Below are 24,523 nucleotides of genomic sequence, written 5' to 3'. Positions count from 1 at the left end.
CAGTCCAGACTGATATAGGAAGCATCTATATCAAACTGTTATAAACGTATATTTTACGATGGCCATATGAACGCTCATACTCTGTCCCAGTAAAGCAACCAATGCAAAGGGAGATATCTATGAGCACTTCGATTCAACCGAACGCGCCGTTTCGTGCCGATATCGTCGGCAGTTTTCTTCGTCCGCAGGCTGTAAAGGACGCCCGTGCCGCCTATGTCGCGGGTAAACTCGACGCTTCCGGCCTTAAGGCCGTCGAGGACGAGGCCATCCGCGACTTAGTGGCCAAGCAGAAGGCTGCCGGCTTGCAGGTGATTACCGATGGCGAGTTCCGCCGCAGCTACTGGCACCTCGATTTTATGTGGGGACTCAACGGCATTGAGCGCCGTACCTCACGCACGGGTTATATGTTCCATGACGAGGAGACGACGGCCGACACCGCTGTGGTTACCGGTCCCATTAGCGGCGAGAACCACCCGTTCGTCGAGCATTTTAAGTTCGTCAAGGCGCTTGAGGGGGAGGGCCAGGTCGCACGCCAGACCATTCCGGCGCCGATCCAGACGTTCTCTGAGGTCACGCTCGATCGCTGCGACGGCCAGCAGGAGAGCCTGCGCGCTGTCTATAAGACCGATGAGGAACTTGCCGACGCCATTGCGGCCGCTTATCGCACGGTGATCGCCGACCTGTACGCAGCAGGCTGCCGCAACATCCAGTTTGATGACTGCACCTGGGGCATCTACTGCGATACCGATTTTGTCGCCAAAACCGGCATGAGCCCGGTTGACCTGCAAAAGGTGAGCGAGCTGGGCGTGGCGCTCAACAACGCCGCCATCGAGGGCAAGCCCGACGATCTGGTTATCAACACGCACGTGTGCCGCGGCAACTACCACTCCACCTATGCCTTTGAGGGCGGCTACGATCCCATCGCGCCGTACCTGTTCGCACATGAGAATGTCGATGCGTTCTATCTGGAGTTCGACACGCCGCGCGCCGGCGGCTTTGAGCCGCTCAAGTACGTCGCTCCCGGCAAGAAGGTCGTGCTGGGCTTGGTAACCACCAAGGCGGCTGAGCTTGAGGACGAAGACGTTATCGTCGAACGTATCCACGAGGCCGCTAAGTATGTGCCGCTCGAGAATCTGTACCTGTCGCCCCAGTGCGGCTTTGCCAGCTGCGAGATTGGCAACAAGCTGACCGAGGACGAGCAATGGGCGAAGATCGCGCTGGTCAAGCGCATTGCCGAGCGCGTTTGGAAGTAACGCTAGCGTTTGCAGGTGGCGGCGCGTGCGAGGCATTGCGTATCGCGTACAATGGTTCGGATCGTATCGTTCGGGCAGGTTATCCGATATGTCCGATCGCCCTTCCATCATGAAAGGACATCCATGCCCCAGTTCTCGACGCCCACCGTATCTGAGCTTGAGGAGACTGCTGAATAGTAGCTGCGTTCAGCCAAATTAAAAATGGCGTCCATGCGTGTGTACGCGTGGACGCCATTTTTAATGCGTCAGTATCCAGTGGATGCCGCGCGCCATGCGCAGGTCAGTTTGGGCAAAATGATTGCCGGGGTTGAGCTCCAGCGTTGTTGGGATGTCGCGCTCGATAAACAGCTCTTCCATCGCGCGCGTATCGTCGAGTACGTGCCGCATCATGCGGTTGGGCGTCTTGGTTTCCTTTTTACCGAGCGACAGATAGGCGGCGTCGGGCGTAGCCGTCATCGTGCGCTCGCGCGCGTAGTCGATAAAGCTGGGGAACCACAGCGACCCCGATGCACTCGCTGTGCGCTCAAAGACATCTGTTTGCCAAAGTGCCCACAGTGCAAAAAGACCCGCCAACGAGTAGCCGGCAACGCCGCGCCAGGCGGGCGGTTGCGGGAGCGATGATTCGGCCTGGGGGATTATCTGCTTCAACAACTCGTCAAGAAAACCAGCAGCCTGTCCGCCAAAGGGCTCGGCATCTCGTATAGTTCCGTCGCATTCCCAGGGGCTCAGCTCGCGATTCCAATCGAACCCTCCAATGGCGACAAGAGTAAAAGGCGGACAGTTGAGCTCTCGGCAGCGGTCATAAACATCACTACCGTCGCCCATGACCACGGGGAGGTAGATGACGGGCGCGCCTTCCGTATGCTCCGAATGAACGGTTATCTGCTTTTGATGCGCTTCCAAGGCAGGCTTCTCTCGGTGTAGTGATATCGACAGCCTCAATTGTCGCACGCTGGCACGGGGGCAGACGCTAAAAGAAAGGCGCGGAGCCGCTCGATGCGACTCCGCGCCTTGTTGCTTTGCTTTAGCAGGCTATGCCGTTACGCCACGAAGAAGTAGACGAGGAAGGCAAGGGCTGCGATCCACATGAGCGGCTTGATCTTGGAGGCCTCGCCCTTAAAGAGCGCGACGACCACGTAGGCGATAAAGCCCAGGCCAATGCCGGCAGAGATGGAGTAGGTGAAGGGCACGCCGGCGACAATCATGAACGCCGGGAAACCCTGAGACACGTCGGACCAGTCGATCTCGGAGGCCTCGCTCATCATGAGGTAGCCGACGTAGACCAGAGCACCGCAGGTGGCGGCGCTGGAAACGATGGTGACGATGGGGGAGAAGAACGCGGCGAGAATGAACAGTACGCCGGTGGTGACGGAGGTGAGGCCCGTGCGGCCACCGTCGGCAGCGCCAGAGGTGGACTCGACGAAGGTGGTGATGGAGGAGACGCCCATGAAACCGCCCACAGCAGCGGCGGCGGAGTCGACGATCAGGATCTCCTTGATATTCTCGACGTTGCCGTCGTCGGTGAGGAACTCGCCCTGCTTGGCCACGGCCATCGCGGTGCCCATGGTGTCGAAGAAGTCACTCATGAGCAGCGAGAACGAGATGACGAGGAGCGCGGGGTCGGTAAGGACCTTGACGATGGCGGGCACGCCGCCGGCGTCGGCGATGGGGCCACCGATGCTCGAGAAGTCGAGCGGGGCGATGATACCGGTCGGAGCCTGGGTCACACCTAGGGGGATACCGGCGATGACGGCGACGACGATGCCGATGAGCAGCGAGCCGGGGACGTTGCGGCAGGCGAGGGCGACCGTCACCAGGATGGAGATGATGCCGACGATGAAGGTGGGGGAGGTGATGTCGCCCAGACCGACGAGTGTACCGGCGCCAGCGGTGATAATGCCGGCATCGCATAGGCCAATCATGGCGATGAACAGGCCCAGACCCACCGAGATGGCGTGACGCAGGACAACCGGGATGGCGTCCATGATGGCCTCGCGCAGGCCACAAAGCACGAGCAGCAAGATGACGATACCCTCGAGGAAGATGACGCTCATGGCCACGTGCCAGTCACCGCCGCAGACGGTGGTGGTGATTCCGGCGATCATCGCGTTGACGCCTAAGCCCGACGCGCAGGCGAGCGGGCGGTTGGCGAAGATGCCCATGCAGATGGTCATGATGCCGGCGCCCAGGCAGGTGGCGCAGGCGAGCGCTCCCGCATCGATGCCAGCGCCCGAGAGCACCGCGGGGTTGACGGCGATGATGTAGGCCATCGCCAGGAATGTTGTCAGTCCAGCGCGGAGTTCGGTCCCGATTGTGGACTTGCGCTCACTGACGTGAAAAAGTTCGTCCATGCATACCCTTTCCTTGTTCGGCCCCGAGTTTAGGCCGATTGACACGAACTCAACTACTATAGCCCCTTTACGACGCTGTTGTTCCTCGCATGTTGATGTTCGGCGCTTTGTAGCAGACGGACGGTATTTTTCGCATGAAAATGTGTGGGTACCGTATACTTAAGCGGTTACAACGACCCCTATGGAGGAACGTATGATTAAAGAGCTTTGCCACGACGAGGCTATCCTGTCCCAGCGTTGCGAGGTTGCGACCGTCGAGGACGAGTCGGTTGCTCAGGACCTGATCGATACCATCAAGTCGCTCGACGATGCCGGCTGCCTTGCCGCTAACCAGATTGGCGTTACCAAGAAGGTTTGCGTCTACCTGGACGATGCCGGCGAGCCTCACGTACTCTACAACCCCCGTCTGGTGTTTGGCCTGGGCGCCAGCAAGATGGAGGAGAGCTGCCTGACGCACGAGGAGGTCACCAAGTCCACGCGCTATATCAAGTGCAAGGTCGCCTTTGATCAGATCGTCGACGGCAAGATGAAGGAGTGCCGCCGCGACTACGCGGGCTTTGAGGCACAGATGATCCAGCATATGATCGACCACTGTCTTGGAAAGTTGGTCTAAGGGGACCAAAGCACCGCACCTTGCCGCTCAATTGTCGCTCGCGTACCTTAAGTACGCTTCGCTCCTCTTTCGTGGCAATCTGCGGCACTTTGACCCCTTAGACGACCTGCGGGGTTAACTTGGTTGAGTTTATCCTGCTTAAATAGTCCGGGCGTGACATTGTTGTCATGTCCGGGCTTTTGTGTTTAGCGCCTTTTTGTTGGGAGACAATGAAATTAGCAAGAACGTAAAGCTAGGAGGCGCTATGTGTACGAGTATTCGATTTACCGATAATTCTGGCCACATGTATCTGGGCCGCAATCTCGACTGGAGCTTTGACTACGGCCAACAGGTTCGCGTGATGCCGCGCGGGTTTCACATTCCGTATTCGTTTATCGACGACGCGACAGCGGCGCACGCGGTGATCGGTATGTGCATCGATTACAAGAACTATCCCATGTTTTTCGATTGCGGTAACGATGCGGGTCTGGCTGTGGCGGGGCTCAACTTTCCCGGCTATGCCGAGTATGTCGAGGGCCCGGTTGATGGAAAGACCAATATCGCGGCCTATGAGTTTCCCCTGTGGGTGGCAGCGACGTTCTCGACGGTCGATGAGGTCGAGGCCGCGCTGCGCGACACGGTGATTGTCGCCAAATCTGCCGGAGAGGGGCTGGGCGTGTCGCTGCTCCATTGGATTATCGGCGACAGCCAGCGCAGCATCGTGGTCGAGATGATGGCTGACGGCCTGCATGTATACGACGATCCGGTCGACACCCTTGCCAATCAGCCCACCTTCCCGTGGCACATGGAAAACCTGCGCACCTATATCACGGCCACAAGCGATTATCCGCAGACGGCGACATGGCGTGGCGCCGAGCTCAAGCCCTATGGCGCGGGTGCCGGCATGCGCGGTATTCCGGGTGACTGCTATTCGCCGAGCCGTTTTGTAAAGGCGGCGTATCTCAATGCCAATTACCCGCAAAAGGAGAGCGAGACCGAAAACGTCGTTCGCATGTTCCGCTCGCTCGAGGGCGTGGTGATGATCGAGGGAGCGTCCAGGATGGGCGATGGCAAGTTCGAGAAGACTATCTACACCGGATGCTTTAGCGCGCGCACGGGCAATTATTACTACGCGATGTATGGGGATCCGTCGATTCGCTACGTGAGCCTGATGGATGCCGAGGGCGCAAGCCCCGATAGGCTCGTGGTTCCCGAGCCGCGTCGTTCGTAGCCGTTAGCTTTACTGCAATGCAAGGCGGCCCTGCGTCTCCCGTGAGATGCAGGGCCGCTGTCGTTGATTTGTGACGTCGCTAGAAGTTGGCGTCGTTGAGTTGTTCGCTCTCGAGGCCGTCGAGCAGTTGCTGTTCGGGCGTATCGGCGACGCTCTCGAGTAACTCGGTGGGGTCGACGTTCATGTTCCTACCGGCTTCGTTGCCGTTGACCAGGTCGTCCGAGAAGATATCGACTTCCATTTCCTCGGCCTCTTCGATCTGAACCTCGAGCGGCACCTGGGTGCGCACGAGCTTAACGGCCGGGCGCATGCGGGCAAACAGCGGCACGTACTCGATGATGATGGCCGAGTTCTCAAGACCGTACCAGCGTGCCGGGCTTCCGCAGGCGCGGCGGACGGCGTACTTGATGGCCATGACGCGGTGGTCGTTGCGGTTGATGTCCGTTTCGGGGGCAAGCATCTTGCGCAGCATGCAAAAACGGAAGTCGCCCACGTTGCCGCGCGTCTCGTAGATGGAGTAGGTGTGATGCTGCGGCGGCAGCTCGCCCGATGCCATCAAGTCGCCAACAATCTGGCGCAGGTAGGCATTGATGCGCTGGTTGACCTTAAAGCCCAGGTCCAAGCGCACGCGGAACAAAAAGTCCGTGCCAAAGGTCTCGACGGAATACTCGTGCGTATAGGGCTCGTCGGTAACGTGCACGTTGATGAACCAGTATGCCTTGGCGCGCTTGGGATGCTTATCCAAGATGGAATAGAGCACATCGCGGTCGAGCGTGAGCGGGTCGGGGCTGTTGGTGAGGAACACCAGATTGTCGGCGAGCACGGGGTAGGTCTCGTCGTTGCGCAGGCGGCCGAGCTGGTCAATGTACTTGGAGACGGGCAGCAGGATCGTCTGCGTGCGCTCGATGGCGGTGCCGCGGCGCCACACATACATAAGGCCGAACAGCAGTGCGGCCAGGAAGATCATGACGTAGCCGCCGTCAAAGAACATGGTGAGGCACGAAGCGAAGAAGCACAGCTCAATGGCACCAAAGAGCAGGGCGAAGACGCAGGCACCCAGCTTGTGCTTGAGGATGCCGGCGATGTAACTCGTCAAAAGCGTCGTGGTCATGAGCATGGTCACGGTAATGGCGAGGCCGTAGGCGCTCTCCATGCGCTCGGAGTTTTGGAACAGCAGCACGATGAAGATGCAGCCGACCCACATGATGTTGTTGACGAGCGGAATATAGAGCTGTCCCTTGGTGTCGCTGGGGTAGTGGATGCGCAGGTGCGGCATAAGGTTGAGACGCGTGGCCTCGGATACCAGCGAGAACGAGCCGGTGATGAGCGCCTGCGAGGCGATGATGGCCGCCACGGCCGAAAGCACGATGGCAAAGGGGCGCAGGGGCTCGGGGAGCATCATATAGAACGGGTTGACGATGTCCATCGCGAGCATCTGGGGATTGGAATTGTTGGCAAGCAGCCAAGCGCCCTGACCCAGATAGTTAAGGATGAGGGCCGCCTTTACGAACGGCCAGGATGCGTAAATGTTAGCCTTGCCCACGTGACCCATGTCCGAGTAGAGGGCCTCGGCGCCGGTCGTCGACAGGAAGACGAAGCCGAGCACCATGATGCCCGAGTGGTTGATGGGCGAGAACAGGAACATGATGCCGCGGATGGGGTTGAGCGCGCGTAGGATGGACAGGTTGCCGAGCATGTTGAACAGGCCGGCGCCCGCCAGGAACAGGAACCATAGTGTCATGAGCGGACCGAAGAGCTTGCCGATTGACGAGGTGCCGGCGCGCTGCATGGCAAACAGACCGCAGATAATGATGATGGTGATGATGATCACATTGGTCTGGCCGTCACCCAAAAGCGCATGGCCCCATTCGATGGTGCGCAGACCCTCGATGGCTGTGGTGACCGTGACGGCGGGGGTGAGGATGCCGTCGGCAAGCAGTGCCGCACCGCCGATCATGGCGGGCAGAATCAGCCATGGTGCCACTTTGCGCACCAGGCTGAACAGGGCGAAGATGCCGCCTTCGTTGTGGTTGTCGGCCTTCATGGCGATTACCACGTACTTGACCGTGGTCACGAGTGTCATGGTCCAGATGACGAGCGAAAGCGCGCCCAGGATCATGTCCTCGCTGACGGTACCGATGCCGCCGTTGTTGGCGACAATTGATTTCATGGTGTACATAGGGCTCGTGCCGATGTCGCCATAGACGACGCCGAGCGTAACGAGCAGCATGCCAGCGGAGAGGGGGATGGCGCCATGTCCGCTCTGACTACGCTGGTCTTGGAGGCTTGCCTCCAGTTTATTGTGTGCCACGAGGACTCCCTTAGACATCCGGTTATCTGTCTAGGACAAAAAACTTTATGCCGTCTTTATACATACAAGAGCAGTTTGGCACATCGGGTTATTTTAGACAATAATCCTCAGCTGGGGATTATTTATCTACGCAGGTAGCATTTCAAAGCAGGGGCTTTTAAGCACGTACTGTCTGGGCGATGCCAGCCTTGGCGTTTGCGCGTTTGCCGGCGAGTTCGCAAAAAATCGCGGCGCCGATGATAAGCGCGGCGCCCATCAGGCGGACCGGTGTTATGGCTTCACCCAAAAGGGCGGCCGAGAACACGACCGCCGAAAGCGGCTCGAGGTAGCCGACGACAGCGACGGTCTGGACGGGCAGCTTGGCGACGGCGCTAAAGTAGAGCAGGCAACCGATGCCGGTGTTGACGACGCCGAGCATAGCGACGGCGCGCCAATCAATACTGGCGGCGATACCGGCGGACAGGAATGAGGGAGCGCCCTGCGTGATGAGCGTGAGGACCAGTGCGGTAACAAAGGCGGCGCACACCTGGAGCGTGGAGTTCTCGAGGCCCTCGATGTGCGGCGCACCCTTGCTAGCGATGACCATCAATGCATAGCAGAAGGCCGAGGCGATTCCACAGACGATGCCCGCAATGGGCATATTGCCGCCTAGACCTTGCGCTGCAATGAGAAAAGCACCGCAGGCGACGGCGACAAAGCCGGCGATTTTGCCGCCGGTCAGCTTTTCGCCAAAGATGAGCGGGGAGAGCGCCATGACAATGATAGGGCCACAGTAGTACAGTAGCGAGGACACGCCGACGCCGATCGTCTGGTAGGCACGGAACAGAAAAATCCAGCTGGCACCCAGCGCGGCTCCCGACAGAAGGAGTGCTGCGGCTTCGCGGGGACGAGATGGCGCCTGCAGTTTATGGCGTTGGGTGATGGCAAGGATAGTGACAAGCGAGAGGGCGCCCAAAAACGTGCGCAGTAGCACGATATCGGAGCTCGGCAGCGCGATGGCAGCGGCGATGATGCCGTTGGAGCCAAACAATAGCAATGCTGCTAAGTACGTAAACAGTCCGTTGTCCATGCGCTTCCGTCCCCTCTATATTCGAGCATGTTCACTATGGGTGAACTGGCAATAGAAGAAAAGCGAATATAATGCATGGATAACATGACAAAAATTCATGTAAAGGTGGAGGCGTGTCGTGGAAACGAATATTCAAAAGATGCAGGTGCTGCTGGAGACGGTGCGCGCCGGAAGCTTTACGCGTGCTGCCGAGCGCCTGAGCTATTCACAGTCGGGCGTGAGCCGTATGGTGGCCGATCTTGAGGCCGATTGGGGCTTTAAGGTGCTCGACCGCAGTCGCGAGGGCGTAGTGCTTTCTGCCGACGGGCGGCAGGTCATGCCGGCTGTCGAGGCGCTCTGCGAGGAATTCACTCGCTTGCAGCGACGGGTGGATGAGATGCGCGGGCTCATGCGCGGCAAAATCTGCATCGGTACGTTTTCGAGTGTGGCGACCCACGTGCTGCCGCCGGTGATTGCGCGCTTTCGCGCCGATCATCCGGATGTCGATTACGAGCTGCTGATGGGTGATTACTCCGAGATTGAGCAATGGGTGGCGGAAGGCCGCTGCGACCTGGGCTTTATCCCGCGTGAGCCACGAGAAAACGGCATGGCATCGCGGTCTTTGGTGCGCGACGAGTTGATGGCGGTGGTGCCGGCAGATTCTTTGCTTGCCACGGCGGAGGTCGTTTCTCTTGCCGATTTAGCCAACGAGCAGTTTATTCTGCTAGAACGCGGCACCGATGACGAGATTACGCCGCTGTTCCGTCGGGCGGGACTGGCGGTGTGCTCCACGCTGTCGACCTGGGATGACTATGCGATTATGGCCATGGTCGAGGACGGCCTGGGCGTGAGCATTCTTCCCGCGCTCATCTTGCGCCGCTGTCAGTTCGATGTTGCCGTGCGTTCGCTCGAGGGACATCCCCATCGGCAGATCAATGCGATATATCGCACGGCTGACGTTTCGCTTGCCGCCGCTCGATTCCTTGAATACCTCTAAACGCGTACACGCCATTGTCCGCTTTGGGCAAATCTCGGAGTCCGGTACATTTTCTTATGAAATTGAACTTTCGAATGAGGTGCCGCGCTATACTGCTTGCTAAATTGAACCTTGGTTCAATTCGTGTTCTATAAATTGAACTTTGCCAGCAAGGAGGTTCTAGTGGCCCAAGAGACGTTTAGCGATCGCCTGCGACAGGCTATGTCCGATCGCGACGTTCGCCAGTCGGACGTGATCCGCGCATCGGAGATGCTCGGCAAAAAACTCGGCAAGAGTCAGATGAGCCAATATGTGAGCGGCAAGACGATCCCGCGGCGCGATGTGGCTGAGCTGCTCGCCCGTATTATGGAGGTCGATGTTACCTGGCTGCTTGCCGGCGACGCCGATCAAGGCGAGGCATCATCACCCCGCAACGATTCCAAGCCCGAACCCCATCCCTCAGCTCAAATTGCAAGGAGCACCACCATGCGTACTTTTTCTAAATCCACCAAGCTCGATAACGTCCTGTATGACGTGCGCGGCCCCGTCGTCGACGAGGCCGCCCGTATGGAGGACGAGGGCGAGCGCATCCTCAAGCTCAATATCGGCAACCCGGCGCCCTTCGGTTTCCGCACGCCCGATGAGGTCATCAAGGACATGCGCCAGCAGCTGCCCGACTGCGAAGGCTATTCCAACTCGCGTGGCCTGTTCTCCGCGCGCAAGGCGATCATGCAGTATTCGCAGATCAAAGGCCTGCCCAACGTTCAGATGGAGCATATCTACACGGGCAACGGCGTGTCCGAGCTCATTCAGCTTTCGATGAACGCGCTGCTCGACAATGGCGACGAGATTCTGATCCCCAGCCCCGACTATCCGCTCTGGACGGCGTGCGCAACCCTTGCTGGCGGTCATCCCGTACATTATCTGTGTGATGAGCAGGCGGATTGGTATCCCGACCTGGAGGATATGGAGTCCAAGATTACGAGCGCGACCAAAGCCCTCGTCATCATCAACCCCAACAACCCCACGGGTTCTGTCTATCCGCGCGAGGTGCTCGAGGGCATCGTCGAGATTGCACGCAGGCATCAGCTGATGATCTTTGCCGATGAGATCTACGACCGCCTGTGCATGGACGGCTACGAGCACGTCTCGATTGCCTCGCTCGCTCCCGACCTGCCCTGCGTTACCTTTAGCGGCCTTTCCAAGTCGCACATGATCGCGGGCTATCGTATTGGCTGGATGGTGCTTTCGGGCAACCAGCGCTGCATGAGCGACTTCATCATGGGCATCAACATGCTCTCCAACATGCGCCTGTGCTCCAACGTGCCGGCTCAGTCGATCGTTCAGACGGCACTCGGTGGCCATCAGTCCGTTAACGACTACATCCGTCCCGGCGGCCGTGTCTACGAGCAGCGCAACTTTGTGTATGAGGCACTCAGCAAGATTGACGGCATCTCGGTGGTTAAGCCGCGTGCGGCGTTCTACATCTTCCCCAAGATGGATGTGAAGAAGTTCAACATCACCGATGACGAGCAATTCGCCCTTGACCTGCTGCACGAGAAGAAGATCCTGATTACGCGCGGCGGCGGCTTCAACTGGGCTGAGCCCGACCACTTCCGCATCGTGTACCTGCCGCGCATGGAAGTACTCAAAGAGTCCCTCGAAGACCTCGCCGATTTCTTCGATCACTACCGCCAGGCGTAACGGCAAAGGTAGACTGTAATGAAACGGTCGGCCCGCAACGGATGCGGGCCGACCGTTTTCTGTCTAAGCCCGTGCTGTTAGCGCTTGTCTCGTTGAGCGGGCGAGGTTCGCATGTGAGCGGTAAGTTCTATTCCAAAATGGAATATAGTGGGCTTAAGCTGGAATTGATGTCCGGGTACCTGCTTTTCTAGAATGTTTTCAACAAGATGAAAGGCGGTTCCAACCAATGATTATCGATGCAAATTCCTACTGGTTCGACGAGCACATCTTTCATGACGAGACGCTCTGCGAACAGTTTTTGGCCGAGGTGCCCCGCGCCTATGACACCGAAGGCTATCTGACCATGAATTCCGCCGGCAAACGACAGATCGTGATCGAGATGCCCGCCGGTTCTCCGGGTCTTAACTACATTGAGGGCGACTACACCCTCGAGAAGCGCTTGGCCGATATGGATGAGGCGGGGGTCGACAAGGCGATCCTCAAGCTCCCCGGTTGTCACGAGTGGATGTCGCTCGAGATGTGCCGGCGTTTCAACGACGGTATGGCTGCTGACGCGAAGGCGTCAAGTGGCCGTCTGATTCCGCTTGTCGCTGTGCCGCCCTTTGGCACCAAAGCGAATTTGGAGGAGCTCGATCGCAGGCTCGACGATGGTTTTGCGGGTGTGCAGCTCTGCGCTCACTACGGCAAGCGCTATCTCGACGACCAGGTCTTCTCGAGCTTTTTCGAGCACCTGAACGAACGCCATGTCACCGTTTACGTGCACCATGTTCCCGTGCCGGTCGAGAACGAATCGCTTCTCGCGTACGACAACCTTCGCCGCTCTTATGGCCGCTGCGTCGACCAAACTACGGCGATCGGCCGAGAGATCTTTGGCGATTTCTTTGAGCGCTACCCCAATATCAAGATGGTCCACTCCATGCTCGGCGGCGCATACTTTGCGTTCAAGGAGATGCTGCTGCCTCATGGTCCCAAGCGCCCTGATGCTTCTGGCCGTTTTCAGGTCGATACCGAGACCGTTTCCAGGCGCCTCGAGAACAACATCTATTTCGACATGTCCCATGCTCAGCCCTGGGGCGAAACGCTTCTTGCCTGTGCGGTTGAAGTCCTTGGTGCAGACCATATTGTCTTTGGTACGAGTTATCCCGTTAAACGCGAGTGGCTAACAGAGGGTGTCGCCTGCGTCCGCGCCACAGATTTAAGTGATACGGACAAGGACCTTATGCTTGGCGGCACGGCACAGCGCTTGTACGGCATCGAGTGAGCGACAGATAAAGGAGGGCGTTCGCCATGGATAAGGGAGAGATGAAGGCCGGAGCCGCCCGGGTGGCCATTAACTTAGAGGACGTATTGCCGTTCGACGGTTTCGACGCACTCCGTCATGAAATCTTTGCCCGTGCCTTCGTGGTCGAAGGGATGGGGCGGCGCGCTTGCATCCTTTCACTTGAGGTTACCTCGGTCGCTCCGGCCCTACTCGTCGATCTGCGTGAGGTTGTCAAGGATGTCTCCAATTGCGACGGCGCCTTTTCTTGGGTGGTCCCGACCCACACGTTTTCTGCGCCTCACGTGCGCACCCCTGGGCATCTGGCCGACACCGATGCCCGCGATCGAAATGAGCGCTATCGTGCCGCGCTCATCGCCGCGACACGCGCGGCCGTTGGGCAGGCGGTTGCGGGCATTCGCTCTGTCACGCTCGCCTCGGCGGAGGGCTACTGTCCTGTGAACGTTAACCGCGACATTGAGACACCGGCCGGCTGGTGGCTGGGAGTAGACCCCAAGGGGTTTGCCGACCACGCGATGCCCGTACTTGTCGCGAGGGATGCCGAGGGCGGGCTCGTTGCCATGCTTGCGACGGCTGATGTCCAGTCTTCCGTGCTCGACGGATCGCACGATTCTCAGGGGAAGCGCTTGGTGAGCGGGGACCTCTTTGGCTTTGCCGCCATGGCTCTCGAGCGCGAATTGGGCGGAGTCGTGTTGCTGCTACCCGGTGCCGCGGGGGATCAGAGTCCGGCGGAGCGCGCCGTAACCGTTGCGTTCGATTCGACCGGGGCGAAGCAAACGTTAGATGCTCACGAGAGTGGATATCGCATGCTGCATCGACAGGGTCGCGCTATGAGCGATGCGTTGATTGAGGCCGTCCGTGCGGCGCGTGAGGACGATGCCATCGGCGTCGATGCTCGCACGGTCGACGTCCTTTTGCCCGCCCAGACGCGCGCCGACTTCTGCTCATTGGCCCCGCATCGAACTTATGAGTTTCATGCGGCAGGCGAACAGCGTACGAGGGTCTATTTACTTCGGCTGGGAAATGTCGAGTTCGTTGGTATCCAGCCCGAGGTTTCGAGCTCGTTTGGCGCCGCCGTGCGCGCCGCCCGATTCTGCCCCGTGCTCTTTGCCACGCTTGTCAACGGAGGGCAAAAGTATCTGCCGGCCCCCGATGCGTACGAGAAAATCACCTATGAGGCCATGAACTCCGGCTTCGCCGCCGGTTCCCATGAGCGCCTCCTTCAAACCATCCTTGCCGCTTTAAACGCGGCATGACAAAAAGGAGAACTTGCATGAATATCGGACATGCACGCCGCAAGATTACCCCGCAAGGCGACATCTATCTAATCGGATATCGTAACCTCTCCAACCGTCTGGAGCCTGCGACAGGCGTCCATGACGACGTCTTCGCCAACGCGATTCTTTTCCAACAGGACGACCGCGAAGTTTTTCTCTTCAACGCCGATGTTCTCGAGTTTGAGGAGGGCATGGCCGAGGAGGTTAAGACGATGCTCGCCGAGCGCTACGGAATCGACCGTGACTGCGTTCTGCTCTCCGCGACGCACGACCATACTTCAATCGTCGCTTACCACCGCAGCTGGTGGACGGGAAAATTCGACGAGAACTACTACCGCTGGTTCCTCGATACCATTTGCCAATGCTCTGAGGAGTGCCGCGCCAACGCACAGCCCGCGATTTGTCGCTTGGGCAAGCAGGTCATCACCGGTTTCTACGACAACCGCATCATCCCAGGTGAACTCGCCGACAATGAGGTCATTGTCGTATCGTTCTTCGATACCGAAGGCAAGCCATTTGCGGGCTTTGTGAACTGGGCGGTGCATTCCGCTTGCGTCGGACCCGACTGCACGGAGCTCACGAGCGAACTCGCCGGTCTTACCGGCAAAAAGCTCGCTCAGAGTCTTGGTTACTATCCGGCCATGGTCGTCGGTGCTGCTGGCGACTGTAGCGACCGCAATTTTCGCCAGGGACGCGGCATTCCCGAGGTCGAGCGCGTTTCGACCGGTCTTGCCGAGGCGATTTCCCAGATCAAGCTCGATCGCGAGGTCGTTCTCGACCGCATCGAGCCTCAGACGTTCTATCGCACCGTTGCCCATGACGACTTTTCGCTCACGCTTAAGTGTGTCGTCATCAGTTTGGGCGGCCTGCATCTCTTTGTGTTCCCGAGTGAGCTCGGCAGCGACTTGGGTATTCGCATGAAGCGCGAATGCCCGGTCGAGGGAATAGTTTGCGGTTACACCAACGGCTATTTTGAGTATTTCCTTCCGGCACGCGAGTACGGCCTCTCCTTTGAGACCGAGCGTACTCAGATTCCCCAGGGCGAACCGGAACGTCTGTGTGACAAGTTCTGCCAGACGACGAGACTTCTCGGCGCAGCAGATTCGCGTCTGTAGACCTGATTGCGTGACATGGGCCAATGAGGCTCGCTGCCATGTGATCGGCATCTTCCATCTTCTCTGCCGTTTCCCATCCCGGGCGTACGTGCGTCCGCGGATTTCAAAGGGGGAAGCGGGTTCCTTGCCCTCCCACGTCGACTACGGAGGCATGAAATCGATGCTATACCCCGCTCAGAAAAAGGAGAATTCCATGAAATACCAGAAGCTTTGCGATGAAATCATCACAAAGGTCGGTGGTCGAGACAATGTGTTAGACGTGAGCCACTGCATTACGCGTCTCCGCTTCCACCTCAAGGATGAATCGCTCGCCCAGACCAATGAGCTTAAGGCGACGAAGGGCGTCGTTGACGTCATCCAGGCCGGCGGACAGTATCAGGTCGTGATTGGTGCCACTGTCGAGGCCGTCTACAACGACCTTGTTCAGATTGGCGGGTTCGACTCCAAACCCGCACTCGATATCGATGAAGGCGACGACGTCAAAAAGGGCGATCCATTCTCGCGTCTGCTGGCCATCATCTCCGAGATTCTGCAACCGGTTCTTGGCGTGCTTATGGCCGGTGGCTTTATCAAGTCGATGCTCGCGCTCTGCACGGTTGCCGGTTGGCTTGCCAAGGACAGCAATACGTATGTGACGCTCTCGGCAATCGGAGATTCGGTCTTCTATTACTTTCCGCTAATCATTGGCTGGACGTCGGCCAAGAAGTTCGGACTTAAGCCCGTTATGGGAATGGCGCTCGGTGGTATCCTTGTCTACCCGACGCTCGTTGCCCTTATGGGCGGAGATCCGCTCTACACGCTCGGCGCCGGCACGGTCTTCGAGTCCAATGTCTACGGTGATATTTTTGGCATCCCGCTGATCATGCAGAATTACTCATCGACGATTCTGCCTGCGATCTTTATCGTCTGGATTGCCTCCAAGGTGCACAAGGCCCTTTCTAACGCGCTGCCCGCGCTTGTGAGCTCGTTCTTCTCCAACATCCTGACGCTCCTCATTTGCGGCATCCTTGGCCTGCTTGTGGTCGGTCCGGTCATGACGGTCCTCTCCAACATCGTTGCCCAGATCATCTTGATGCTCATCAACTTCCAGCCCGCCATCGCCGGCTTTGTCATCGGCACGTTCTGGAGCCTGCTCGTCATGTTCGGCCTGCACTGGGGTATCATCCCGCTGTGGTTTCTCGATGTCGCAACCTACGGCTATGACCTCATTAACCCGCTCGTGTATGCAGGCGGTTGTGCCATCGCCGGTGCTGTGCTTGGCATGGTCATCCGAACCAAGGACTCCGAGGAAAATGCTGCCGTCAACATTCCCGCCCTTGTCTCTTCGATTTTCGGTGTCAACGCGCCTGCGCTTTACGCCATCTTGCTGCCGCGTAAGCGTCTTATGTGGTCAACCTTTATTTCCGCTGGTGTAGGCGGCGCCATTGCCGGCCTCATGGGTGCCAAACTCTATGCCTTCGGTGCCTCCGGCCCGCTCGGTTTCCCGAGCTTTATTAACCCTGCCGGCATCGACACGGGCTTTATCGGCCTTGTCATCTCCGGTGTGGTCGCTTTCGTTTTGGCTCTTGTCGCCGCTATGGCGATCGGTACCAGGAAGGACGAGGGCGGTAAGGCGCTCAACATCTCGGTGGACTAGTCTGTCTGCGCACTTTAACTAAATATGCCTCGGACGGCGACGTGCCGCCCGAGGCATATTTGTGTTTTGTGCCGTTGTCAGCGTGTTTGCGGACACAAGTCTGCGGTTGTGGAGCAGCGGGGATTATGACGGTCGTGCCGCGGTGGAAGACGCACGGTCGCCCTGCAGGAGCTGACGGTAGGGGAGGAAGCCGATGAACGAGACGACCGCCTGCGAGTGCGCGGCGTTCCGCTTGAGGTAGAGCCTGACCTCGGAGGTCGTCGCGGGCTCAAGCGGCACCAGGGCTACCTTTCCGCTGGCAAGCGATTCCGCCGGCTTGCGCATGAGGAATGAGACGCCGGCGCCGCGTGCGACAAGAGAGATGATGTTCTCGGCTCGTTTGCCGGTGAACGTAACGCGTGGGCCAAATCCAGCTTCGCGACAAAGGGAAAGGACGAGCTCGCTTACGAACGAGCCTTGGGGAAGCATGAGGAAATTCTCGTCGATAAGGTCGTCTATCTCGACGGTGTCACGTTCGGCGAGCGGATGGTCGAGCGGAAGGACGGCCACGAGCCGGTCAGTCGTAAAGGGAATCTTTTTGAACTCCGGCTCGATGGCGCCACTGTCACGGATGAAGGCCAGGTCAATGTCCTCGTGCAGGAGCATGCGCTTGAGTGTGTCGCCCTCGCCTTCGATGAGCTCGACAGAATATGAGGGGTTCGCCTGCTGAAAATCGATGACGGCGTCCGTGATCCCATAAGGGGCCATAATGGGGATAGAACCTACGGTGAGGTGCTCGAGCGGCTCACCTGCACCTATTTGAATGGCGGCAAGATAGCGATGCTGAAGCGTCGCAATTTTTTGAGCATAGGGGAGAAGCGCTTCACCTTGCGCGGTGAGTGTTACGTGGCGCTTGCTTCGATCGATGAGCTTGCAGCCGAGTTCGTGCTCCATTGCCATGATGTGCTTGGAGAGGGTTGATTGCGACATGAAAAGCAGTTCCGCCGCATCAAGAAACGTGCGTGACTGCGCTAAGATGGCGAATTCGCCAAAGCGGATGATGTCCATAGGGAGGCCTCCGGTACCCTCATTTTGGCAGGTGGCCTAAACCACGACGCCATTGCAGTGGTCGATTTCGTGCTGGATGATCTCGGCGGTGTAGCCCGAGAAGTTTTTGATGCGGTGAACGAAGTTCTCGTCCAAATACTCAACCTTAATGCGGCGATAGCGGGTACAGGGACGCTCGCCGATCAGCGAGAGGCATCCTTCGCTCGTCTGATAGGCATTGACCTGCTCAAGAATTTGAGGGTTGTACATCAGGAGTGTCCTGTTGCCGTCCTTTACGCAGATGATGCGTTTGCGCACGCCGATCATGTTGGCGGCGAGGCCCACGCACTCGCGCTCATGCTCGTGGAGTGTATCCAGGAGATCCTGCCCGGTTGCGACATCGTCGGGTCCCGCGTCTTCGGAAGGCAGACGCAAAAAGAACTCGGATTTCATGATGGGCTTAATCATGGCGGGCTCCTCATGTCTTATGCTTTCGTGGACTTTTAATAATAGCGCGGAAGGAAAGCTGTGCGTCCGCGTTACAATCTTTCGATATTGGACCATGTTGCCAGATTCGTCGTGTACGGCGTCTGGCGTAAGTCTAGGGCTCATTTTTCGCCCTGGACCGTTCCTCTGGGGCGATGCGACTGTCGTTCCAAGAGGAAGGAAATGCATGGGGAGCAAATCTCAGCAACAAGTTCAAGTAACGCCATCGGCTACTGCGGCGATTCTCGTCGTTATGTATATTGCGGCCTTTGTTGCCGCGTTTAACGAGAACATCATTAACGTGGCGTTGCACGACATTATGGCGGCCTTTTCGGTGAGTGCCACCACGGCGCAGTGGCTCGTCTCGGGCTACATGATTGTGACGTCGATCTTTACGGCCATCATGGCCTTCCTGTCCGGCCGTTTCTCGACGCGCAAGCTGTTGTTTTTCGCATGCGGATGTATGGTCGCCGGCGAAGTCCTGTGTCTGATCGCTCCGTCGTTTAGCGTTTTGCTGCCAAGTCGTATTTTACAGGCTGCGGGATCGGGCATCTTGTTTCCGCTCATGATGAACGTGGTGCTGTCTTGCGCCCCGCGCGAGAAGCTCGGTCTGTATCTGAGCCTGGGTGGTGCCTGCATTACGCTAGGGCCGGCGTTTGGACCCGTGATCAGCGGTCTTATGTGCACGTTGTTTGGCTGGAGGGCGGTATTCGTAGTGCCGCTGGTGGGCGGCGTTGTGGTCGCTGCGGCGGGCGTAAAGCTTGTTCAGAATGTCGGAGAGCGCTCGAACACCACGCTTGATATTCTGTCGGTTGTTTTGCTCGCCGCCGGCATTACGGCATTTGTGTATTCCGTAGGCGAGTTCTCGACCAATCTGATTGCCGGTATCGTGGCGCTTTTCGCCGCCATTGTGCTGCTCGGCCTGTTTGCGGCCCGTCAGCTCAAGCTCGAGCATCCGGTGCTTAACGTGCGTCCCATGGCGAGCGTTCGTTTTTGGCCCGCGTGCCTGCTTGTGGTGGTGTCGATGATGACGACGTTCTCGATGAGCGTTTTGTTGCCGCTCTATTTTGAGGGCGCATACGGCATGACCGCACTTATTGCGGGCTTGCTCATTTTGCCGGCAATTGCCTGCAACGCCGTGACCTCGATTGTGGGCGGACGCGTGATGGACGCCCGTGGCGCATGGCCGCTGCTGCCGGTCGGCTTTGCCCTGATTGCCGTGGGACAGATTGCAATCTCGATGACGGCGGCAAGCATGAACATCGGCGTTGTCGTGGCGCTGACCGTTGTGGTGTATGCCGGAGTCGGCCTGGTGCTGAGTCCCTCGCAGACGGCCGGCTTGGAGACGCTGCCTGCCGCTGAGCATCCTCACGGAACGGCATTGCTCAACACGTGGAACATGATTGCCGCATCGTTTGGCCCGTCGCTGTTTATCGGCCTGCTCTCGAGTTCTGCCGCGACCGCCGGCGCCGCTGGCGCTGCGTCTGACGTTGCCCAGGCGATTGGATTTGCAGCTGCCGTGCGTGTGGCGGCTGTAATTGCCGTGGTCGGGTTCGCGACGTCGCTGGTGTACGCTCGTCGCGAGTCGCACATGTCGCATTAATGTGTGCACATAGATTCTGCAGCTAGATTGGATGGCGACACCATAAACTAATGGACGTTTTGCCGAGAGGCATGAATGTTTAAAGCGCAAAGAGTGCGCGACGGGCCCCGCGAATGGGGCGATGATGCCCGAGAGGGCCAAGAAGGAGTCTCATGTCCGAGAACGAAGAGATCATGAACGAGACCGAGAACGAGACCGTGGCTGCCGAGGTCGAGGCAGTCGAGACCGTGGAGACCGAAGCTGCCGAGGTTGAGGTTGCTGACGAGGTTTCCGCCGAGGAGGAGGCCGAGGTTGTCGAGGCCGCCGTTGATTACGATGACGAAGAGCTGATGGACAAGATGCAGAAGGCCGCCCGTCTGCTGCGTAGCCGTCGCTTTGCTATTTCCAAGGAGGAGGAGGCCAAGGCCGAGCGCATGGCGAACATCGAGCGCGCCATCAAGCTCCTTGACCTCAAGCCCAAGATGGAGCAGAAGGAAATGTCCGACCTGCTGGGCATGCGCCTTCGTGAGCTCGATGGCCTGATGGCCGAGGCCGAGGCTGCCGATCTGGTCGGCCGCATCGACGACGCCGAGGGCGATATGCGCAAGATTGTTGTCTTCGCCGCCGAGGATGCCGCTGAGGGCCTGGTCGAGCTTGCCAACAAGAAGGAGAAGCTCCTGCCCGAGCTTTCTTACGAGGAGGCCACCGAGCTGATGGCCGCTCTCGATAAGGTTATCGCTCCGCTCGTCGCCATGGGCCTGGACGAGGATCGCGGTCCTCGCGGCGGCCGTGACGACCGTGGTGGCCGTGGCGGCGACCGTGGCGGCCGCGGCGGCTTTGGCGATCGTGGTGGCCGTGGTGGCGACCGCGGCGGTCGCGGTGGCGACCGTGGCGGCCGTGGCGGCTTTGGTGACCGTGGCGGCGACCGTGGCGGTCGCGGCGGCTTTGGTGGCAACCGTGGTGGCTATGGCGACCGCGGCGGCAACCGTGGCGGCTTCGGCGGCAACCGTGGTAACGACCGCGGCGGTCGCGGTGGCGACCGTGGCGGCCGCAACGGTGGCGGCTTCCGCGGTAACCGTTTTTAGTTACGGCGTTTTACCAAACGCCGTAACGGGCCGGCGCTGCGCGGGCCGCATTTGGACAATCTGACGTTCAACTTCAAGGGCGCGACCAGAAGGTCAGCGCCCTTTCGTTTCACGTCACCTTGTCTCAAATGCGGCCCGCTCGCTGACTCATGCTCAACCTATGGCGTCATCTCGCCCCAAAAGGGCCTCCCTCGCTCTGGCGGGTTTTCGCTGTCGGTACCAAAACATCGGTGTTGTCGAAGTAGTCATTGGGGACGTTCTTAAATGACTACATAGCATGAGAGTGGATAATCTCCCGGTTTGAGCCTGCATCCAAGCTTAAAGTGGGAGATTATCCACTCTCATTTCGTTTGTTGATTTCGATGCCTACATTTGTAGGAACAGTTCGTGGAGGCGGGTGTCTTCGTCGAGTTCGGGGTGGAAGGTTACGCCGAGCTGGTTGTCTTGGCGGGCGGCGACGATGCGGCCATCGACTTCGGCCAGGGCCTCGGCATCGCCGTGCACCTCAACGATGCGGGGCGCGCGGATAAACGTCAGCGGCACTTCACCGTCGATGCCGGCTACCTGCCCCTTGGTTCGAAAGCTGCCGAGCTGCCTGCCGTAGGCATTGCGCTCGACGAGCACATCCATGGTTGCCAGGCGCGGCGTCCCCTTATCGTCGTGGGCGGCAAGGTCGCGCGCCAGCAGAATCAAGCCGGCGCAGGTGCCCAGGACAGGCATGCCTTCAGCGATACGGGCACGAAGCTCCTCGAGCATGCCGAGCTCGGCAAGCAGCTTCCCTTGAACGGTGGACTCGCCGCCGGGAAGTACCAGACGGTCAAAGTCCTGCTTCAAATCAGCCGCCTGCCTCAGCTCAATACAGTGTGCGCCAAGCCCGGATAGTCTTGCCTCGTGCTCGGCAAAAGCGCCTTGGACCGCCAGCACGGCGACCGTTTGGTCTGCATAATCGCTCATGTGCGATCCTTTCTGCCGGACTAGCGTCCGCGCTCCTCCATGATGATTTCGATCTCGTCGGCGTTGATGCCCACCATGGCCTCGCCCAGGTCCTCCGAAAGCTCGGCGATGAGCTTGGCATCGGTGAAGTTTGCCACGGCCTTGACGATGGCGGCGGCGCGCTTGGCGGGGTCGCCGCTCTTAAAGATGCCCGAGCCGACAAAGACGCCCTCGGCGCCCAGTTGCATCATCAGCGCGGCGTCGGCAGGGGTCGCTACGCCGCCGGCGGCAAAGTTCACAACGGGAAGCTTGCCCGTGGCATGGACCTCGCGCACCAGCTCGACCGGAACCTGCAGTTGCTTGGCTGCCTCAAAGAGCTCATCATCGCGCAGGGCAACAACGTCACGGATCTGCTTTTGGATCTTGCGCATGTGACGCACGGCCTGAACGACGTCGCCCGTACCCGGCTCACCCTTGGTGCGAATCATCGTGGCGCCTTCGGCAACACGGCGCAGCGCCTCGCCCAGATCACGGGCGCCGCAGACAAACGGCACGTCAAACTGGGTCTTGTCGATGTGATAGACGTCATCGGCAGGGGAGAGAACCTCGGACTCATCGATGTAGTCGATCTCGATGGCCTGCAGGACCTGCGCCTCGACAATGTGGCCGATGCGGCACTTGGCCATAACAGGGATGGAGACGGCCTCCTGGATGCCCTTGATCATCTTGGGGTCACTCATGCGCGATACGCCGCCGGCGGCGCGGATGTCGGCCGGGATGCGCTCGAGAGCCATGACGGCGCAGGCGCCCGCCTCCTCGGCGATGCGTGCCTGCTCGGGCGTGGTGACGTCCATGATGACGCCACCCTTGAGCATCTGCGCGAGCTCGCGATTGAGTTTGACGCGATCGGCCTTGCTGGTCTGTTCTGCCATGGTTGCTCCCTTGGTTGGCATGTGCATTGCTTGACGGAACATCCTATCGGGGAGCTGGGTATGGCAAAATACTCAGTTTTCGAGATAATAATAAGGTCAGCTTAATACCAGATTGAACAGCTCGATAAGGTCAGGTGGCAAACTCATGCTTGACTACAATTTGGAAAAACGTGGCGAGGCATCGCTTTATGAGTATGTTTACCAGCAAATTCGAGATGATATTGTTGCTGGACGTATTGCGGCGGGGGAGCATCTTCCGTCTAAGCGCGCCTTTGCCAGTCATCTGGGAATCAGTGTCATTACCATCGAGAATGCATATAGCCAGTTACTCGCCGAGGGCTATATTTGCTCAATGCCGCGTCGTGGCTACTACGCTTGCGAGCTTCCGGATGCACCGGTTTTGGCTTCGGCTGCGGAGGGCATCGACCGAGATGCCGCCTCTGCTGGTCCCAGCGCGCATGATGTCAACGGACAGGTTGAGCTGTTCGATGCACTTTCTCCTTCCGCTTTGGAGGCGGCGCGGCTTTGGCAAAGCGCACTGCGGGCGACGCTGACATCCGAAGACGAGCGCGAGATCTTTTCGCCCGCACCGGCACAGGGCACCGTTCGGCTACGATGCGCAATTGCTCATCATCTGCGCGGGACGAGGGGTATGAATGTCGACCCCAATAACATTGTTATCGGCGCGGGCGCTCAGCTGCTCGATACCATGTTGGTTCAGTTGCTTGGCGCTGACAAGGTGTATGCCGTTGAGGACCCGGGCTATTTACGTCTGACGCGCATTTATCAGGCTATGGGCTGCAAAGTTCGACATATCCCGTTGGATGATGAGGGGGTGGACTTGAGCGCTCTGCAGAAAACCGGGACCGATGTACTTCACCTGATGCCGTCTCACCAATATCCAACCGGCCTTGTGACGAGCATTGCGCGTCGCTATGCGCTTCTGAGCTGGGCCGCCGAGCGACCAGGTCGGTATCTCATCGAAGATGACTTTGATTGTGAGTTTCGCCTTGCCGGGAAGCCGATTCCCGCGCTCGCGTCGATCGATGCCGCCCAGTCGGTTATATACACCAACACGTTTTCGAAGAGCCTTTCATCGGCGTTGCGTTTGGCGTACATGGTGTTGCCCGATGAGTTAATGGAGCGGTTTAGGCGCAACCTTGGTTTCTATGCCTCGTCGGTGAGCTCTGTTGACCAGGTCGCTTTGGCGCGTTTGCTGGAATCTGGTGATTACGAGCGACATGTGAACCGCGTGCGCGTTCGTGCTCGCGAGGCGCGTGATGGCCTGACCTCGCTTGTACGGAAAGCGTTTCCGGCAGGGGAGGTCTCGATCGAACACGCAGACGCGGGCCTTTACTGCACTGTGGTTGCGGAGTGCGAAGCGGGCGGAAGCTCTTTTGCGCAGGCCCTCACGCGCTCGAGTATCCCTTTTGTCGATATCAGTGACTGTTATTGGTGTGCCGATGGCGCATCTGTCCCTAAAAACTCAACTCAAATTCTTGTCCAGTATGACGATTTGAGTCCAAAAATGCTTAATACCTTGGAATTGCAGCTAATGGGGGGGGTGCTCTGCAACCTAAGTGAGTAGACTTTTAGCACTTTGGCGACCAGGCAGTTTTGTAACAAGTTATCTACCTGCACTGATAATTGTTCTCGGGGGAAGCGGGCACTGCGGGGCGCGGCGACAGCGCGCGATTTCCGCGTCG

Annotated in this window: 20 protein-coding genes; 12 read left to right on the top strand and 8 right to left on the bottom strand. The window is 58.7% G+C overall.

Annotated elements, in window-relative coordinates; all coding sequences use genetic code 11:
- Nucleotides 1-119 precede the first annotated feature (119 nt).
- Complete coding sequence (locus AB5767_RS07175; protein ID WP_368131851.1) at nucleotides 120-1,253, top strand: 5-methyltetrahydropteroyltriglutamate--homocysteine S-methyltransferase; 1,134 nt, start codon at nucleotides 120-122, stop codon at nucleotides 1,251-1,253.
- A gap of 237 nt (nucleotides 1,254-1,490) precedes the next feature.
- Here AB5767_RS07175 and AB5767_RS07170 read toward each other — a convergent pair whose 3' ends face one another.
- On the bottom strand, nucleotides 1,491-2,156 hold the full coding sequence (locus tag AB5767_RS07170; protein WP_368131852.1) for an alpha/beta hydrolase: 666 nt from the start codon (nucleotides 2,154-2,156) through the stop codon (nucleotides 1,491-1,493).
- Between the two features lie 137 nt (nucleotides 2,157-2,293).
- On the bottom strand, nucleotides 2,294-3,604 hold the full coding sequence (locus AB5767_RS07165) for an NCS2 family permease (protein ID WP_368131853.1): 1,311 nt from the start codon (nucleotides 3,602-3,604) through the stop codon (nucleotides 2,294-2,296).
- 193 nt (nucleotides 3,605-3,797) lie between these two features.
- On the opposite strand from AB5767_RS07165, the gene AB5767_RS07160 reads away from it, so the two are divergent.
- Both AB5767_RS07160 and bsh read left to right on the top strand, forming a co-directional pair.
- Nucleotides 3,798-4,217, top strand: coding sequence for a peptide deformylase (locus AB5767_RS07160; protein ID WP_035137017.1), 420 nt, complete (start codon nucleotides 3,798-3,800; stop codon nucleotides 4,215-4,217).
- A gap of 244 nt (nucleotides 4,218-4,461) precedes the next feature.
- Nucleotides 4,462-5,427, top strand: coding sequence for a choloylglycine hydrolase (gene bsh / locus AB5767_RS07155; protein WP_368131854.1), 966 nt, complete (start codon nucleotides 4,462-4,464; stop codon nucleotides 5,425-5,427).
- 79 nt (nucleotides 5,428-5,506) lie between these two features.
- Here the strand turns inward: bsh and AB5767_RS07150 are convergent, their stop codons facing one another.
- A complete protein-coding gene (locus AB5767_RS07150; protein WP_368131855.1) occupies nucleotides 5,507-7,756 on the bottom strand; it encodes a KUP/HAK/KT family potassium transporter in 2,250 nt (749 codons plus the stop codon).
- 139 nt (nucleotides 7,757-7,895) lie between these two features.
- Complete coding sequence (locus AB5767_RS07145; protein WP_368131856.1) at nucleotides 7,896-8,807, bottom strand: DMT family transporter; 912 nt, start codon at nucleotides 8,805-8,807, stop codon at nucleotides 7,896-7,898.
- A gap of 118 nt (nucleotides 8,808-8,925) precedes the next feature.
- Here AB5767_RS07145 and AB5767_RS07140 point away from each other — a divergent pair, with 118 nt between their 5' ends.
- From AB5767_RS07140 to AB5767_RS07115, 6 genes are all read left to right on the top strand, one after another.
- Nucleotides 8,926-9,783: a LysR family transcriptional regulator gene (locus tag AB5767_RS07140; RefSeq protein ID WP_368131857.1), complete on the top strand. Its 858-nt coding sequence runs from the start codon at nucleotides 8,926-8,928 to the stop codon at nucleotides 9,781-9,783.
- Nucleotides 9,784-9,984: 201 nt separating this feature from the next.
- Nucleotides 9,985-11,466, top strand: a complete 1,482-nt coding sequence (locus AB5767_RS07135; protein ID WP_276571269.1) for an aminotransferase class I/II-fold pyridoxal phosphate-dependent enzyme — start codon at nucleotides 9,985-9,987, stop codon at nucleotides 11,464-11,466.
- 226 nt (nucleotides 11,467-11,692) lie between these two features.
- The gene (locus tag AB5767_RS07130) at nucleotides 11,693-12,727 is read left to right on the top strand and encodes an amidohydrolase family protein (protein ID WP_368131858.1); all 1,035 of its coding nucleotides are present in this window, start codon (nucleotides 11,693-11,695) and stop codon (nucleotides 12,725-12,727) included.
- A gap of 26 nt (nucleotides 12,728-12,753) precedes the next feature.
- Nucleotides 12,754-14,001 carry a hypothetical protein gene (locus AB5767_RS07125; RefSeq protein ID WP_368131859.1) on the top strand — a complete coding sequence of 416 codons (1,248 nt, stop codon included), beginning with the start codon at nucleotides 12,754-12,756 and terminating at the stop codon, nucleotides 13,999-14,001.
- Between the two features lie 17 nt (nucleotides 14,002-14,018).
- Nucleotides 14,019-15,137 carry a neutral/alkaline non-lysosomal ceramidase N-terminal domain-containing protein gene (locus AB5767_RS07120; protein WP_368131860.1) on the top strand — a complete coding sequence of 373 codons (1,119 nt, stop codon included), beginning with the start codon at nucleotides 14,019-14,021 and terminating at the stop codon, nucleotides 15,135-15,137.
- 193 nt (nucleotides 15,138-15,330) lie between these two features.
- A complete protein-coding gene (locus AB5767_RS07115; protein WP_368131861.1) occupies nucleotides 15,331-16,773 on the top strand; it encodes a PTS transporter subunit EIIC in 1,443 nt (480 codons plus the stop codon).
- Between the two features lie 123 nt (nucleotides 16,774-16,896).
- Here AB5767_RS07115 and AB5767_RS07110 read toward each other — a convergent pair whose 3' ends face one another.
- Both AB5767_RS07110 and AB5767_RS07105 read right to left on the bottom strand, forming a co-directional pair.
- Nucleotides 16,897-17,820 (bottom strand): LysR family transcriptional regulator, encoded by a 924-nt coding sequence (locus AB5767_RS07110; RefSeq protein WP_368131862.1) that lies wholly within the window; start codon nucleotides 17,818-17,820, stop codon nucleotides 16,897-16,899.
- A 36-nt stretch (nucleotides 17,821-17,856) separates the two neighbouring features.
- The gene (locus AB5767_RS07105; RefSeq protein ID WP_349088420.1) at nucleotides 17,857-18,267 is read right to left on the bottom strand and encodes a peptide deformylase; all 411 of its coding nucleotides are present in this window, start codon (nucleotides 18,265-18,267) and stop codon (nucleotides 17,857-17,859) included.
- Nucleotides 18,268-18,472: 205 nt separating this feature from the next.
- Here AB5767_RS07105 and AB5767_RS07100 point away from each other — a divergent pair, with 205 nt between their 5' ends.
- A complete protein-coding gene (locus AB5767_RS07100) occupies nucleotides 18,473-19,888 on the top strand; it encodes an MFS transporter (RefSeq protein ID WP_368131863.1) in 1,416 nt (471 codons plus the stop codon).
- Between the two features lie 152 nt (nucleotides 19,889-20,040).
- Nucleotides 20,041-20,952, top strand: coding sequence for a hypothetical protein (locus tag AB5767_RS07095; RefSeq protein ID WP_368131864.1), 912 nt, complete (start codon nucleotides 20,041-20,043; stop codon nucleotides 20,950-20,952).
- A gap of 366 nt (nucleotides 20,953-21,318) precedes the next feature.
- On the opposite strand, the gene pdxT is transcribed toward AB5767_RS07095, so the two are convergent.
- Nucleotides 21,319-21,906: a pyridoxal 5'-phosphate synthase glutaminase subunit PdxT gene (gene pdxT / locus AB5767_RS07090; protein WP_195445975.1), complete on the bottom strand. Its 588-nt coding sequence runs from the start codon at nucleotides 21,904-21,906 to the stop codon at nucleotides 21,319-21,321.
- Nucleotides 21,907-21,926: 20 nt separating this feature from the next.
- Entirely contained in the window at nucleotides 21,927-22,817 is an 891-nt protein-coding gene (gene pdxS / locus AB5767_RS07085; RefSeq protein WP_022094325.1) for a pyridoxal 5'-phosphate synthase lyase subunit PdxS, read from the bottom strand.
- A 145-nt stretch (nucleotides 22,818-22,962) separates the two neighbouring features.
- On the opposite strand from pdxS, the gene pdxR reads away from it, so the two are divergent.
- A complete protein-coding gene (pdxR, locus tag AB5767_RS07080) occupies nucleotides 22,963-24,405 on the top strand; it encodes a MocR-like pyridoxine biosynthesis transcription factor PdxR (protein ID WP_368131865.1) in 1,443 nt (480 codons plus the stop codon).
- Nucleotides 24,406-24,523 lie beyond the last annotated feature (118 nt).

Source organism: Collinsella aerofaciens (assembly GCF_040926265.1).
GTDB lineage: Bacteria > Actinomycetota > Coriobacteriia > Coriobacteriales > Coriobacteriaceae > Collinsella > Collinsella aerofaciens_BB.
Note: the sequence above shows the minus strand (reverse complement) of the source record. Positions and strands in the feature narration are given on the sequence as shown.

Bases quoted from the DNA above. Each gene is read 5' to 3' on its own strand.
- AB5767_RS07175 (WP_368131851.1), top strand. From the start codon at position 120: ATGAGCACTTCGATTCAACCGAACGCGCCGTTTCGTGCCGATATCGTC.
- AB5767_RS07165 (WP_368131853.1), bottom strand. From the start codon at position 3,604: ATGGACGAACTTTTTCACGTCAGTGAGCGCAAGTCCACAATCGGGACC.
- AB5767_RS07160 (WP_035137017.1), top strand. From the start codon at position 3,798: ATGATTAAAGAGCTTTGCCACGACGAGGCTATCCTGTCCCAGCGTTGC.
- bsh (WP_368131854.1), top strand. From the start codon at position 4,462: ATGTGTACGAGTATTCGATTTACCGATAATTCTGGCCACATGTATCTG.
- AB5767_RS07150 (WP_368131855.1), bottom strand. From the start codon at position 7,756: ATGTCTAAGGGAGTCCTCGTGGCACACAATAAACTGGAGGCAAGCCTC.
- AB5767_RS07145 (WP_368131856.1), bottom strand. From the start codon at position 8,807: ATGGACAACGGACTGTTTACGTACTTAGCAGCATTGCTATTGTTTGGC.
- AB5767_RS07135 (WP_276571269.1), top strand. From the start codon at position 9,985: ATGTCCGATCGCGACGTTCGCCAGTCGGACGTGATCCGCGCATCGGAG.
- AB5767_RS07130 (WP_368131858.1), top strand. From the start codon at position 11,693: ATGATTATCGATGCAAATTCCTACTGGTTCGACGAGCACATCTTTCAT.
- AB5767_RS07125 (WP_368131859.1), top strand. From the start codon at position 12,754: ATGGATAAGGGAGAGATGAAGGCCGGAGCCGCCCGGGTGGCCATTAAC.
- AB5767_RS07120 (WP_368131860.1), top strand. From the start codon at position 14,019: ATGAATATCGGACATGCACGCCGCAAGATTACCCCGCAAGGCGACATC.
- AB5767_RS07115 (WP_368131861.1), top strand. From the start codon at position 15,331: ATGAAATACCAGAAGCTTTGCGATGAAATCATCACAAAGGTCGGTGGT.
- AB5767_RS07110 (WP_368131862.1), bottom strand. From the start codon at position 17,820: ATGGACATCATCCGCTTTGGCGAATTCGCCATCTTAGCGCAGTCACGC.
- AB5767_RS07105 (WP_349088420.1), bottom strand. From the start codon at position 18,267: ATGATTAAGCCCATCATGAAATCCGAGTTCTTTTTGCGTCTGCCTTCC.
- AB5767_RS07100 (WP_368131863.1), top strand. From the start codon at position 18,473: ATGGGGAGCAAATCTCAGCAACAAGTTCAAGTAACGCCATCGGCTACT.
- AB5767_RS07095 (WP_368131864.1), top strand. From the start codon at position 20,041: ATGTCCGAGAACGAAGAGATCATGAACGAGACCGAGAACGAGACCGTG.
- pdxT (WP_195445975.1), bottom strand. From the start codon at position 21,906: ATGAGCGATTATGCAGACCAAACGGTCGCCGTGCTGGCGGTCCAAGGC.
- pdxS (WP_022094325.1), bottom strand. From the start codon at position 22,817: ATGGCAGAACAGACCAGCAAGGCCGATCGCGTCAAACTCAATCGCGAG.
- pdxR (WP_368131865.1), top strand. From the start codon at position 22,963: ATGCTTGACTACAATTTGGAAAAACGTGGCGAGGCATCGCTTTATGAG.